At 39.9% G+C, this 13,293-nt stretch carries 12 protein-coding genes; 7 read left to right on the top strand and 5 right to left on the bottom strand.

What is annotated here, in order from left to right; all coding sequences use genetic code 11:
• The first annotated feature begins 71 nt into the window (after window positions 1-71).
• Window positions 72-1,358: a glutamate/aspartate:proton symporter GltP gene (gene gltP / locus AOLE_RS17295; RefSeq protein ID WP_004794835.1), complete on the top strand. Its 1,287-nt coding sequence runs from the start codon at window positions 72-74 to the stop codon at window positions 1,356-1,358.
• Between the two features lie 58 nt (window positions 1,359-1,416).
• On the opposite strand, the gene AOLE_RS17290 is transcribed toward gltP, so the two are convergent.
• The 4 genes from AOLE_RS17290 to AOLE_RS17275 form a co-directional block, all read right to left on the bottom strand.
• Window positions 1,417-2,517 carry a glycosyltransferase family 4 protein gene (locus AOLE_RS17290; RefSeq protein WP_013199018.1) on the bottom strand — a complete coding sequence of 367 codons (1,101 nt, stop codon included), beginning with the start codon at window positions 2,515-2,517 and terminating at the stop codon, window positions 1,417-1,419.
• A gap of 233 nt (window positions 2,518-2,750) precedes the next feature.
• Window positions 2,751-3,686 carry an LpxL/LpxP family acyltransferase gene (locus tag AOLE_RS17285; RefSeq protein ID WP_013199017.1) on the bottom strand — a complete coding sequence of 312 codons (936 nt, stop codon included), beginning with the start codon at window positions 3,684-3,686 and terminating at the stop codon, window positions 2,751-2,753.
• Window positions 3,687-3,802: 116 nt separating this feature from the next.
• Window positions 3,803-4,435 carry a LysE family translocator gene (locus tag AOLE_RS17280; RefSeq protein WP_004794830.1) on the bottom strand — a complete coding sequence of 211 codons (633 nt, stop codon included), beginning with the start codon at window positions 4,433-4,435 and terminating at the stop codon, window positions 3,803-3,805.
• A 237-nt stretch (window positions 4,436-4,672) separates the two neighbouring features.
• Window positions 4,673-6,583 carry an ATP-binding cassette domain-containing protein gene (locus tag AOLE_RS17275; protein WP_013199016.1) on the bottom strand — a complete coding sequence of 637 codons (1,911 nt, stop codon included), beginning with the start codon at window positions 6,581-6,583 and terminating at the stop codon, window positions 4,673-4,675.
• A 32-nt stretch (window positions 6,584-6,615) separates the two neighbouring features.
• Here AOLE_RS17275 and AOLE_RS17270 point away from each other — a divergent pair, with 32 nt between their 5' ends.
• Window positions 6,616-6,861 carry a SlyX family protein gene (locus AOLE_RS17270; RefSeq protein ID WP_005302092.1) on the top strand — a complete coding sequence of 82 codons (246 nt, stop codon included), beginning with the start codon at window positions 6,616-6,618 and terminating at the stop codon, window positions 6,859-6,861.
• A gap of 54 nt (window positions 6,862-6,915) precedes the next feature.
• On the opposite strand, the gene AOLE_RS17265 is transcribed toward AOLE_RS17270, so the two are convergent.
• Window positions 6,916-7,926 carry a zinc-binding alcohol dehydrogenase family protein gene (locus AOLE_RS17265; RefSeq protein WP_013199015.1) on the bottom strand — a complete coding sequence of 337 codons (1,011 nt, stop codon included), beginning with the start codon at window positions 7,924-7,926 and terminating at the stop codon, window positions 6,916-6,918.
• A gap of 99 nt (window positions 7,927-8,025) precedes the next feature.
• Here AOLE_RS17265 and AOLE_RS17260 point away from each other — a divergent pair, with 99 nt between their 5' ends.
• The 5 genes from AOLE_RS17260 to AOLE_RS17240 all read left to right on the top strand — a co-directional run bounded on the left by AOLE_RS17260 (window position 8,026) and on the right by AOLE_RS17240 (window position 13,228).
• A complete protein-coding gene (locus AOLE_RS17260) occupies window positions 8,026-8,403 on the top strand; it encodes a winged helix-turn-helix transcriptional regulator (RefSeq protein WP_013199014.1) in 378 nt (125 codons plus the stop codon).
• A 148-nt stretch (window positions 8,404-8,551) separates the two neighbouring features.
• A complete protein-coding gene (locus AOLE_RS17255; protein ID WP_004794821.1) occupies window positions 8,552-9,001 on the top strand; it encodes a hypothetical protein in 450 nt (149 codons plus the stop codon).
• 35 nt (window positions 9,002-9,036) lie between these two features.
• A complete protein-coding gene (gene topA / locus AOLE_RS17250; protein WP_013199013.1) occupies window positions 9,037-11,673 on the top strand; it encodes a type I DNA topoisomerase in 2,637 nt (878 codons plus the stop codon).
• An 88-nt stretch (window positions 11,674-11,761) separates the two neighbouring features.
• Window positions 11,762-12,520: a hypothetical protein gene (locus AOLE_RS17245; RefSeq protein ID WP_013199012.1), complete on the top strand. Its 759-nt coding sequence runs from the start codon at window positions 11,762-11,764 to the stop codon at window positions 12,518-12,520.
• 135 nt (window positions 12,521-12,655) lie between these two features.
• Complete coding sequence (locus tag AOLE_RS17240) at window positions 12,656-13,228, top strand: HdeD family acid-resistance protein (protein WP_013199011.1); 573 nt, start codon at window positions 12,656-12,658, stop codon at window positions 13,226-13,228.
• Window positions 13,229-13,293: the final 65 nt, after the last annotated feature.

Genomic DNA, 13,293 nt, shown 5'->3' with positions numbered 1-13,293 from the left:
GAGGTTTCACTCTTAGTTAGTGGTCTTCTCCCTCTCATATTTGATACTTTGCGGTGCATAAGGATTGTCTTATGAAGAATTTTAAATTTAGCCTTGCTTGGCAAATTTTAATTGCTTTAATCCTAGGGATAGTTGTCGGGGCTGTTTTACATAATCAGCCTGAAATCAAAGACAGTATTGTAACTAATGTTCTTACGCCACTTGGTAAGATTTTCATTAGCCTGATTAAAATGATTGTTATTCCAATCGTTTTCTCTACCTTAATTTTAGGTATTGCAGGTGTTGGCAGTACGAAAAGTTTAGGGCGACTTGGTTTTAAAACCATTCTCTATTTTGAAATTATTACCACTATTGCTATTTTGGTGGGCTTAGTTGCAGCGAATATCTTCCATCCAGGTTCAGGCATTGATATGTCTCAACTGGTTCAAACTGATATTTCTCAATATAAGCATACAACTGAAGAAGTTCAGTCACAGTCTCATGGCATTATGCAGACAATATTATCGCTTATCCCAACGAACATTATTAGTTCAATGGCGCATGGCGAAATGTTACCTGTGATTTTCTTTGCTGTGTTATTTGGTATTGGTTTGTCTTCATTACCAGCAACAACTAAAGATCCATTATTAAACGTATTTCATGCTGTATCGGAAACAATGTTCCGTGTAACGCACATCATCATGAAATATGCGCCAGTGGGTGTGTTTGGTTTGATTGCAGTAACGGTTGCAAACTTCGGTTTCGCTTCGCTTATCCCTTTAGGCAAATTAGTCGTGTTGGTATATGGCGCGATCTTGTTCTTTGCTTTGGTGGTACTTGGTTTAACTGCAAAAATGTTCAGCATCAATATCTTTACTTTATTTAAGATTTTGAAAGATGAATTAATTTTGGCATATTCAACTGCAAGCTCTGAAACAGTTTTACCGCGTATTATGCAAAAGATGGAAGCTTATGGCGCGCCTAAAGCAATTTCTAGTTTTGTAATCCCAACAGGTTATTCATTTAACCTTGACGGTTCTACGCTTTACCAAAGTATCGCGGCAATCTTTATTGCACAGCTTTACGGTATTGAAATGTCAATTAGCCAACAGGTCATTTTAGTTGTAACTTTAATGATTACTTCTAAAGGTATTGCGGGTGTTCCTGGCGTATCGTTTGTTGTGTTATTAGCAACATTAGGTAGTGTTGGTATTCCTGTAGAAGGCTTGGCATTTATTGCTGGTGTTGACCGTATCATGGATATGGCACGTACCGCATTGAATGTTGTAGGTAATGCACTTGCAGTACTTGTGATTAGTAAATGGGAAAAACAATACGACTATGAAAAAGCAGCAGCTTATGAAGCATCGCTTAAATAAAGCTGACTTTTTATTGTTGTAATAAAAACCCGCGTTGATCGCGGGTTTTTTTATGGGGTTATTTCAGTACAGATTCATATAGAGCCAGTGTTTGATCACACATGTCTTTCAAGCTAAACCTGGTAACAGGGGCAACGACTTGAGGCTGTTCAATATGCTGTCTAACTGTTTCCAGTAAAGCCTTTTCATTTCCTACTTCAACAAGACCTTGTGTATAGATATTCGATAAAATCTCGGCTACGCCTCCACGATTCCAGCCAATGACTGGAGTACCTACTGAAAGCGCTTCTAATGCTGTTCTACCGAATGTTTCTGCCTGATTGGATAGAGAGAGCACAATGTCACTAAAAGCGAGCCATTCGCGAATATCTGAGCGATGTCCTACAAAGGTAATTTTATCTGTGAGTCCTTTGCTTTGAATGGTACTCTGCAACTCGCTTAAATAGGCCTGTTTTTTTGCATCGGCACCGCCAACCACCACAGCATGTAGCTGAGGATATTGTTCACCTAGTTTTTGCATCAATTCAATTAAACTTTCATGTCCTTTTAAACGTGTAATACGGCCAGGTAAGCAAAGTAAAAACTTATTTTCAAGTTCAGGAAAGTCATTAAAAACTTGATTAAACCATTGTGCTGATGGCTGATAATTATGTGGAAACGCGGCTGGGTCAATTCCTCGATAAATCCGAACAATATCTTGGGGAGGGCAGTTTTTATAATGGTCAGTGATGTATTTAACTACGCTGTCTGAAACAGCAATCACTTTTTCGGCCTGAGTCATAATTGCACTATAACGATTGACTGAATAAAAGCCATGCACCGTGCTAATGAGGTGAGGGCGTTTGTTCGCAGGTATTTTTCTTAAAGCAAAGTGAGTCAGCCAAGCAGGTACGCGTGAGCGTACATGAACAATATCTGGTTGATGCTGTTCAATCAGCTGGCGCAATGGGCGGATTTGCCACAAGCTTGAAAGTGATTTTTTATGAATTGGTAGCGTTAAGTGAGTAGAGCCTTCAGCTTCGAGCTGTGAGACCAAACGGCCACCATTTGAAACAACCAATGATTGGTGGCCTTGTGCAACGAGCGCACGGGCAATTTCTAGTGTGCCGCGTTCTACGCCACCGCTGTTGAGTTCTGGGAGAAGTTGCATCACTTTCATTGTTTTTGCCTTTAGGTTGTAGCAAAGCGGGGTCTTACGATTTATTCATTCAATAGGTGGAGTTTACTCCTTACTTTTGTTTTGGCAAAAGTAACAAAACCATTTGTTGGACTAACGACACATCCATGATGTCGTAGTCCAACAGGCGACATCCTTGTCGCCTTCGCACGATAGTAGATACTGGTGTTTATTTAAATGTTTATAACTACAGTGTGGTCATTACAGAAGATTATTTAATAGATCTCTTCATATCCCTCAGGACGTGTCTTAAATCGACGGTGGAACCACATATATTGAGTCGGTGCGATGCGAAGTTGATTTTCAATAATTTTATTGACGCGTGTTGCATCATCGACTTCGTCTTCGCTTGGCATATTGTCGACCGCAGGTTCAATCAGAACGTGATATTTCGGGTTCTTTATATCTCCATGGCGATAGAAATATAAAGGCACGGCGACTGCTTTTGAGATTTTTAATAAGCGGCGGTGTGCAGTGACTGTGGCAGCAGGTACACCGAAAAACGGTGCCATAACACCTTGTTTAAGTCCAAAGTCTTGGTCGGGGCTATACCAAATTGCATCGCCATCTTTAAGGTGGCGAATTAAACCACGCATATCATCATGATCGATTTGTGCTTTATAAATCGTGCCACGGCAACGATAAATGAGCATATCGAGCAATGGGTTATTTTGAGGTCGATAGACAACATCTGGTTCAAAATACTGAGCACAAACATAGCCGCCAGCATCAAGAAGCGTGCTGTGAGTCCCCAGTAATAAAACACCTTTGCCCTGAGCTTGGGCATTGGTAATGTGCTCTAAACCTTCAATCGTGACTCGGTTTTTAAACCAGCGTGGGCTGTACCATGCATTTAAGGTTTCAAACACTCCAAGCATCATATCGACGAAAACTTGTTGAGCTTGTTGTTGAACCTTATCGGCAGACCATTCAGGAAAACAGACTTCTAAATTACGAATAGTGGTTTTACGGCGTGATTTTAGATATTTCCAAGCTAGATGAGCTACGCCATGCGCCAGACGCCATTGTATGGCCCAAGGTAAAATAGCCAAAAGCATTAAAAAGACAATAGCAATCCAAACACCCCAATATTTAGGCAATAAAAAGGACCATTGAAATTCACCGGGCGTATAAGGCTGCTTTTGGCTCATAACGATATAAAGAGTTCAAAAAGTTAAAACAGGCAAAAGTGTATCACGAACTGAATTTATCGTCGTAATACACTGTTCAATTGAGTGTTAATAGAGGATGAAATAAGAAGCTTGAGTTATCGGCGATTTTCTAAAAGAATTTTAACAGCAAGTCCTGCTAATACTGTTCCCATGAGCCAGCGTTGTATATTTGCCCAAAGAGGTTTTTGTTGTAGAAAAAGGGCAATGCTACCCGCAGAAAGTACAATAAGCGCATTTACTGAAACGCTGACAAAAATTTGAATCGTACCGAGTTGAATTGATTGCCACAAAATACTGCCTTGTTGTGGGTGAATAAACTGTGGGAGTAAAGATAAATACATAATGGCAATTTTCGGATTAAGCAGGTTGGTCGCAAAACCCATTAAAAAGAGTTTAGCTGGGGAATCTACTGATAAATCTTTTACATTGAAAATTGGAGCGGCATTTGGACGTAGTGCTTTCCATGCAAGCCAGAGTAAATAAATCGCACCAGCAATACGAATAGTATCGTAAGCATAAGGAACAGCTACAATTAACGCCGTAATACCAAAAGATGCGCAAAGCATATAAAAGATAAAGCCTACAGCTACGCCACCTAAAGAGATAAATCCAGCGGTTTTCCCTTGGCAAATTGAGCGGGAAATAAGGTAAATCATATTGGGACCAGGAGTGAGTACCATCGCCAAACAAATTAGTCCAAATGCTAAAATTTGAGAAAGCTCCAGCATGCCAAAACACTCCAATATTATTATGCTGTTAGATATAACATAATTATTTTTATAAGTCTTATATTCAAGCACAGGGTTATTTTTAAATACTAAAAATAACCAAAATATAATCTATTATAGGAATGTGATTTATAGGCTTTAAGTTTTTAAAAGCTTATATTCACAATATAAAAAAAAGAGCCTGCTTAATTTAAGAAGGCTCTTTTTTTTAGGGTCTTTTTAGAAAAGTAAAACGAATTAGTTTCCTTTGCTCATTTGTTCAAGCACGTCCCAACGTTCCAATTTTTCAAGCAGTAATTCTTCAATTTCTGCTAGGCGTTGGCTTGCTTGGGTTGCAGCATCTGCATCTTTAACAAACCATGAACCATCTGCAAGTTTCTCAGAAAGTTCTGCTTGTTCCTTTTCTAAGTTTTCAATTTCAGCGGGTAATTGTTCAAGTTCACGCTGATCTTTATAACTCAGTTTGACCTTTTTAACGGTACTTTGGGCAGCAGCTTTTTCCGCTTCAGCTTTTGCCTGAGCTTTTTTAACGTCAGATTTCTGATCGACTACTTTGTCATCTGGACGTTGCTGCAAATAGTCTTGGTAGCCACCGATGTATTCTGCAATATTGCCTTTACCATCAAATACCCACGTAGATGTTACTACGTTATCCATAAATGCACGGTCATGGCTAATGAGAAGCAAGGTGCCTTTGTAATCAGACAACATTTCTTCTAGAAGCTCTAGAGTCACCATATCCAAGTCATTGGTTGGCTCATCCATTACAATTAGATTCGATGGTTTGAGTAGCAGTTTAGCTAGTAAGATTCGATTTCGTTCACCACCAGAAAGTGCTTTTACTGGAGTACGAGCACGTTCAGGTGAAAATAGGAAGTCTTGAAGGTAGCTGTAGATATGACGACGGTTGCCATTTACATCAACGAAGTCAGAGCCTTCTGAAACGTTTGCCATTACCGTTTTTTCAAGGTCTAAGGCATTACGTAATTGGTCAAAATAGGCAACTTCTAACTGTGTACCTGTTTTAACTGAACCGCCATGTTCGATTTCACCTAAAATGGCTTTAATCAACGTCGTTTTACCAACGCCATTATCACCTACCAAGCCAATACGATCACCACGCATAACAAGGGTAGAGAAATCTTTGATCAGTAAATTATCGTCGTAAGCGACACTTAAATGTTCGATATCAAATACTAATTTACCTGAACGATTTGCTTCTTGAGTTGCCATACTCACTTTGCCTTGTTGTGAGCGGCGTGCTTTCGATTCTTCACGTAAAGCTTTTAACGCACGAACACGGCCTTCATTACGGGTACGACGTGCTTTAATACCTTGGCGAATCCAAGCCTCTTCTTCAGCTAACTTTTTATCAAATAAAGCATTCTGTTTTTCTTCTGCTTCCATTTGCTGAGCTTTTAGCTCTAAATAGCGAGAATAATTTCCTTCATAACCTCGTAGAATACCGCGGTCGAGTTCTACAATTCGAGTTGCAATGCTATCTACAAAAGAACGGTCATGCGAAATAAATAGAAGTGTTAAATTATTTTGATCGAGTAAGAATTTTTCTAACCATTCAATACTTTCAACATCTAAATGGTTCGTAGGTTCGTCTAGAAGTAATACGTCTGGTTGTGTTAAAAGAGCACGTGCGAGTAAGACACGGCGTTTACGTCCACCTGACAGGTCTGCTAAGTCTGCATTTGGATCAAGCCCCATTTTACTTAAAAGAGCATTTACCTTATTTTCTAGTGCCCAACCATCTAGTTGGTCTAGCTTATGCTGAAGGTTACCCATGCGATCACAGGCTTCCATATCTCCTAACATACAAGCATCGGTCGCTTCATGATAAGCTCTGAGTACTTCAGAAGCTTCACCTGCACCATCTGCCACAATGTCAGCTACTTTGCCAGAGTCCATTGGAACGTCTTGGGCTAACATTGAGACAGTTAGACCATTTTGAATGGAAACTTCACCAGAATCTGGTAATAGGCTTCCCTCGATCAGTTTAAGTAAAGTAGACTTACCTTCACCATTACGCCCAATTAAACAGACTCGTTCGCCACGTTCTAGATTAAAGTTCGCGCCATCGAGTAGGGCAGGTCCGCCAAAAGCAAGTTGGACATCCCTTAGGGTAATATAGGCCATAATGTTTTCCAGAATCTCAAATGAGGATTTAAATGACTAAACCACCATATCATGATGATCAAGCGTCATTGTCCGCACCCATTGAAGATTTGCAAGTGCGAATTACATTTTTGGATGATTTAGTTGAAGAATTAAATCAACAACTCGCTATTCAGACCCAAGAAATAGCTGATTTAAAAAAACAAATGCAATTTCTTTATCAACGTGTGGAATCATCGGATTTATCGGAAGGTATTGCACCTTTTGACCCATTAACCAATAAACCTCCTCACTATTAATAAAATGGCAAGTTCAATGCTTGCCATTTTATTAGGGAATATTTTTAATTTTACTTAAAAACCATGTAATACGATTTTCCCTTTTGTTGTGCCGCTTTCAATTTGCTGATGAACTCGTTTTAAATTTTCAGCATTAATTGGACTTATAACCTCGGTTACGGTCGTCTTGATTTTTCCTTCGTCAACCAGTTTGCTGATTTCATTTAATAGTTCACTTTGTTTTTGCATATCTTCAGTCTGGAACATTGAACGTGTAAACATAAACTCCCAATGCACCGATACTGACTTTGATTTGAAAGGCTTAATATCTAACTGAGCTGGATCATCAATTAAACCAAAATGACCTTGTGGTGCAATCAACTCTACGATATCTGATAAATGCTGATCTGTTTGAGTCGTTGAGAATACATATAAAGGTGCAGTTAAGCCTAATTGCTTGATTTGGGCTGCTAAAGGCTCTCGATGATCTAATACATAGTCAGCACCAAGTTGCTTAACCCATTCTTGAGTTTCTGCTCGTGAAGCTGTTGCAATAATTGTTAGGTTAGTCAGCTGCTTAAGAAGTTGAATGGTGATTGAACCTACACCACCAGCTCCGCCAATTACTAATATTGATGTATTTTCTGGAGCAGCTTTGGGTACTTGTAACCGATCAAATAGCATTTCCCATGCCGTGATAGCAGTTAAAGGAAGAGCAGCTGCTTCAGTTACTTCTAAAGTTTTTGGTTTATGCCCCACAATACGTTCATCAACCAACTGCAATTCACTATTACTGCCTTGGCGATTGAGTGCACCTGCATACCAGACTGCATCTCCGACTTTAAATTGCGAGACTTGATCTCCAATCGCTTCAATGATGCCTACCGCATCCCAACCAAGAGTTTTCCACTGATTATTTTCTGGATTTACATTGTTGCGAATTTTTGTATCAACTGGATTAACTGAAATCGCCTGAACACGAACAAGTAAATCACGACCTTCTGCAACGGGAGTGTCGAGTTCAATATTAACGAGTGCTTCTGGTGACGTAATGGGACCTGCTTTTTGATATGCCACAGCTTTCATAATAATAATTCCTCTTGTTGAGAGTTTGATCATAACGTAAGCTTAAATTTAGTGACTACAAACAAATAACGCTCATAGTGTCAAAAAGGATACTGTAAAATGGCAAAACTACGACATTCAAGTTTTGATTGCTCTCCAGGTTGTTCAGTGGAGGCGGCCATTAGTTTGATTGACGGAAAGTGGAAATGCGTCATTCTTTGGCATTTATTTAATGAAGGCACCTTACGGTTTAATGAAATTCGAAAGCGTGTTCCGAGCATTACCCAAAGAATGCTGACAAATCAGTTACGTGAGTTAGAGCAAGACGGAGTTATTCATCGGGAAGTTTACCCTCAGGTCCCCCCTAAAGTGGAATATTGCCTGACCGAATTAGGGCAAAGTCTTGAGCAAATACTATTTGCTTTAAAACTGTGGGGTGATGCCCATATTGACCGATTTGGAAAGTTGACGCTTGTTAAGGATGGTCAGAACTCTTAACTATATTTGAGTGACAACATGGCAATTTGCACCGTGAAATACTGATATTTTGGGTCTTGCGATCTTATCGGGCATTATTTTTCTGATGTAACTTGCGTTTTCTGGTCAGCTTATGCAACTCTAATAAAAGAGATTAATAGGTTTTGCTATGGACAATATGGGAATTTGGGTTACGGTTATCATTGTTCTTTTCGTACTAGGCTCCATTTTTGGTTTAAGAGTGAGCCCACGTGAAAAGGCACTTGGTATTATGCGTGATAAAGCCCGAAAAATAGGGTTACATCCACGTGTAATTGTTGCACCTGAATGGACACATGTTCCAATGGCTACTGAAAAACGTGCCAGCATGGTTGCTTATTATAGTGTATTGATTCCTGATGCCCGTTTATCCTTAATGCGTGCTCGCGTTATAGATGGCAAATTAAAAGTGGTTCAGGGCGATGAGAAATTTAATGATTCTCCCATTGCATTAAAAGGGATTTATGCTATTGATATGCAGGCAAACTGTGTAGGGCTTTATTGGGATGAGGAATCAGACCTAAGAGCAACACAATTAGATGAGATGAAGGCTTATCTTTTGACCTTGGCTAAAGCCTGATTTTTAAATTTATTGGTATAGGAATAACATTTTATATGGCGAATACCTCGCGCTCTGCATCTCAAAGCACAGCATCTACTGCACCTGCTGCACATAAACGTGCCTTAGTGATTGTGGAGTCGCCTGCCAAAGCGAAAACCATCAATAAATATTTGGGTTCGCAATTCATTGTAAAGTCTTCTGTAGGTCACGTACGTGACTTGCCAACAGGTGGCAGTAAATCAACAGAGAAAAAGCCGGCTGCCCGGACTAAACTCACCGAAGCCGAAAAAGAACAAAAAGCTAGTCAGGCTTTAGTTAATCGTATGGGCGTTGATCCTGAGCATGGTTGGGAAGCTCATTACGAAGTTCTGCCTGGTAAAGAAAATGTTGTAGCTGAACTCAAAAAACTCGCCAAAGATGCCGATGCAATCTATCTCGCAACGGACTTGGATAGAGAAGGGGAAGCCATTGCTTGGCACCTAAGAGAAGTGATTGGTGGCGATGACAGCCGTTATCACCGCGTGGTATTTAACGAAATTACTAAAAATGCCATTCAAGAAGCATTTAAACAGCCAACACGTCTAGATTTAAACCGTGTAAATGCCCAGCAAGCACGCCGTTTCTTAGACCGTGTGGTGGGCTTTATGGTTTCGCCATTACTTTGGGAAAAAATTGCCCGTGGTTTATCGGCTGGACGTGTGCAGTCAGTAGCAGTGAAACTGGTTGTAGAACGTGAGCGAGAAATTCGAGCTTTTATTCCAGAAGAATATTGGCAAGTTTTTGCAGATACCCAAGCGAAAAAAGACGATATTCGTCTTGAAGCATTTAGACAGGCTGGTAAAACCCTTAAACTGAAAAATAAAGCTGAAACTGATGCTTTATTAGATGTTTTAAAAGGTGCTGAATATAAAGTTGCACAGCGTGAAGATAAACCAACTAAGGTCAATCCAAGCGCACCTTACATTACTTCAACTCTGCAACAGGCTGCGAGTACACGTTTAGGCTTTTCTGTGAAGAAAACCATGATGTTAGCTCAGCGTTTATATGAAGCTGGTTTTATTACCTATATGCGTACTGACTCAACTTTCTTGAGTGATGATGCAGTAAGCATGGTACGTGCGCATATTGAAAGCCAATATGGTGAAAAATATTTACCGGCTAAGCCAAACCGCTATGGGAACAAAGCGGGTGCTCAAGAAGCCCATGAAGCGATTCGCCCATCGAACGTTGCACTAACAGGTGATCAGCTTGCGGGTGTAGAGCGTGATGCTCAACGTCTATATGATTTGATCTGGCGTCAGTTTGTTGCGTGTCAAATGACACCAGCAGAATATTTGTCTTCTACTTTGATTGTTGAAGCGGCGAATGTTGAGCTAAAGGCAAAAGGCCGTACGCTTGTATTCGAAGGCTTCACTAAAGTACGTGGCGCGAATAAGTCAGATGACGATATTATTTTACCTGCTATTAAAGTAGGCGAAATTTTAAAGTTAGAAAAGTTAGATCCAAGTCAGCACTTTACTAAACCACCTGCACGTTTTACTGAAGCATCTTTAGTTAAAGAGCTTGAAAAACGTAGTATTGGTCGTCCTTCGACTTATGCAGCTATTATTTCTACTATTCAGGAACGTGGTTACGTTAAGTTAGAAAACCGTCGACTTTTCGCCGAAAAAATGGGTGAGATTGTGACGGATCGTCTGGATGAAAGTTTTAATAACTTGATGAACTATGCGTTTACGGCAGACCTTGAAGGACAGCTTGATAAAGTTGCAACAGGCGAGCGTAACTGGAAAGAGTTACTCGATACTTTCTACGGCGACTTTAAGAAACGTCTTACTAATGCTCAAGGCGAGCATGGCATGCGCCGTAATCAACCAGTTGAAGTACCAGCTGTACATTGCCCTGAATGCTCACGTCCAATGCAGATTCGTACGGGTACAACTGGTGTATTCTTAGGATGTTCCGGCTATAACTTGCCGCCTAAAGAGCGTTGTAAGGGTACATTGAACTTAACACCTGTTGAGTCTTTAGCTGCGTTATCTGATGATGATGGTGCTGAAACTGCTGACTTGATGTCAAAGCATCGCTGTGCAAAATGTGGCACTGCCATGGACAGCTATGTGATTGATGGTGGTCGTAAATTACACGTATGTGGTAATAACCCTGACTGCGATGGTTTTGAGCTTGAAGAAGGTGAGTTCAAGATTAAGGGTTATGATGGGCCAACGATCCCATGTGATAAATGTGATGGTGAAATGCAGCTTAAGACTGGTCGTTTTGGCCCGTATTTCGCTTGTACAAGCTGTGACAATACCCGTAAGGTCTTGAAAAGTGGTCAACCTGCACCTCCACGTGTAGAACCGATCAAGATGGAACATTTACGTTCAGCGAAACATGATGACTTCTTTGTATTGCGTGACGGTGCAGCTGGCTTATTCTTGGCAGCGAGTAAATTCCCGAAAATTCGTGAAACACGTGCACCAAAAGTTGCAGAGTTACGTAGTGTGGCAGCTCAGCTTGATCCAAAATATCAATTTATTTTACAAGCGCCAGATGTAGACCCTGAAGGTAATCCAACAATTGTGAAATTCAGTCGTAAGAATCAATCGCAGTATGTCGGTTCAGAAACCCCAGAAGGTAAACAAACTAAATGGAGCCTAGTTTACCAAGATGGTAAATGGGTTGAGGGCTAATCAAGTCCACCATAAAAAATGCTAGCTCAGCTAGCATTTTTTATGTCTAAAACAATAAAAGAAAATTTTAATTTTATGGGGAATAAGAATGTGGAAAAACATTCGGGTCTTATGTTTATTAATTATTTTATTGATTGTTGCTGTTCAAGCATGGCGAGATCAAAATCAAGATTGGAATCGACCAGTTGTAGTCATTTTACATCCAGTTAATGCAGATGGTTTAGAGACAACACAGGCCTATATCCATCAGTTGAAAAACGAAGATTTTTGGGCAATTAACAGCTATTTAAGTGAGTGGTCACAGCATTATCGTGGACAATCAGGAAACTTTACAATTCGCTTAGGACAACAGTTGCAGCAACGACCACCTGCGGTTCCTCAAAATGCCAACATTTTGCATGTTATGTGGTGGAGCTTAAAATTTCGTTTCTATGCATGGCGACAAAAACAACCTGAAGACAGTGGAGCATCACTTAAACTTTATTTAAATTATTATGATCCTAACTACCAAAAAGTCTTAATCCATTCAACTGCTTTAGAAAAAGGTCGTATTGGTAGTGTGAATTTATTTGCGACCAAGACACAAGCTTCACAAAATCAGGTTGTGATTGTTCATGAGCTATTACATGGCTTTGGGGCACAAGACAAATATGATTTAAAAACAGGACAACCTATTTACCCTTTAGGTTATGCCCAACCTGAAAAAGTACCTCTATATCCACAGACTGATGCCGAAATCATGGGTGGTCGAACGCCTTTGTCTGAGCAGAGCAATAAAATGCCGAATGGCTTACATGAAACAATAATAGGTTTACCTACAGCTCAAGAAATTGGCTGGGTGAAATAAAACTGTGGATAAATACTGCTTTATCCACATCAATTGTTAAGAAACGATGCAGATTTTATACAGACAAAAAATGTGAAGTGCATCACTATTATTAGGTAGATGAAATTCTAATACCTGATAATAAGAGTAGCCATGATGAAAACTGTAGGTAATGATTTAGTACGTAATCAGTTACATGCTGACCGTAAATGGTATTTGATATTGGGCTTTGTGCTTATTGGTTTTGGCCTGATTTTATTTAGTTCATTGCCATTTGCGACCTTTTCTGTTGTTTTTTTATTTGGAATACTCATGATGGTCGGCGGTGTTTTGCATCTTGTCGCGGCTATGAGTGTTTTTAAAGGCGCAAGCCGATGGTTGTGGGCACTGTTTGGTGTGCTTTATTTAATGGCTGGTTATTATGCGTTTTCTACTCCAGTCACTACAGCAGTAGTACTGACAAGCCTATTATCTATAGCGCTGATCATTGCTGGTGCTATACGTACCATAAATGCAATTTTACTTAAGCCAATTAGTGGATGGGGCTGGACCCTGTTTTCTGGGTTATTGACGCTTGCTACAGGTATTTTAATTTTAGTTTCTAAAGATTCACCTTTTTGGGTATTAGGAATGTTCCTTGCTATTGATATTTTATTTCAGGGAATTAACTTTCTAGGTTTGGCTTCAGCCATTAAACATCTTCCTTCTAGTTCAAAAACAGTATCTTAAAAAATAATATTCAACCAAAGAGCACTTTAAGTGCTCTTTTTGTTTTTAGGATAGGCAGACCCATC

The sequence above is a fragment of the Acinetobacter oleivorans DR1 genome (assembly GCF_000196795.1).
Taxonomy (GTDB): Bacteria; Pseudomonadota; Gammaproteobacteria; order Pseudomonadales; family Moraxellaceae; genus Acinetobacter; species Acinetobacter oleivorans.
Note: the sequence above shows the minus strand (reverse complement) of the source record. Positions and strands in the feature narration are given on the sequence as shown.

Coding starts and splice junctions, on each gene's coding strand:
- gltP (WP_004794835.1), top strand. CDS start 72: ATGAAGAATTTTAAATTTAGCCTTGCTTGGCAAATTTTAATTGCTTTA.
- AOLE_RS17290 (WP_013199018.1), bottom strand. CDS start 2,517: ATGAAAGTGATGCAACTTCTCCCAGAACTCAACAGCGGTGGCGTAGAA.
- AOLE_RS17285 (WP_013199017.1), bottom strand. CDS start 3,686: ATGAGCCAAAAGCAGCCTTATACGCCCGGTGAATTTCAATGGTCCTTT.
- AOLE_RS17280 (WP_004794830.1), bottom strand. CDS start 4,435: ATGCTGGAGCTTTCTCAAATTTTAGCATTTGGACTAATTTGTTTGGCG.
- AOLE_RS17275 (WP_013199016.1), bottom strand. CDS start 6,583: ATGGCCTATATTACCCTAAGGGATGTCCAACTTGCTTTTGGCGGACCT.
- AOLE_RS17270 (WP_005302092.1), top strand. CDS start 6,616: ATGACTAAACCACCATATCATGATGATCAAGCGTCATTGTCCGCACCC.
- AOLE_RS17265 (WP_013199015.1), bottom strand. CDS start 7,926: ATGAAAGCTGTGGCATATCAAAAAGCAGGTCCCATTACGTCACCAGAA.
- AOLE_RS17260 (WP_013199014.1), top strand. CDS start 8,026: ATGGCAAAACTACGACATTCAAGTTTTGATTGCTCTCCAGGTTGTTCA.
- AOLE_RS17255 (WP_004794821.1), top strand. CDS start 8,552: ATGGACAATATGGGAATTTGGGTTACGGTTATCATTGTTCTTTTCGTA.
- topA (WP_013199013.1), top strand. CDS start 9,037: ATGGCGAATACCTCGCGCTCTGCATCTCAAAGCACAGCATCTACTGCA.
- AOLE_RS17245 (WP_013199012.1), top strand. CDS start 11,762: ATGTGGAAAAACATTCGGGTCTTATGTTTATTAATTATTTTATTGATT.
- AOLE_RS17240 (WP_013199011.1), top strand. CDS start 12,656: ATGAAAACTGTAGGTAATGATTTAGTACGTAATCAGTTACATGCTGAC.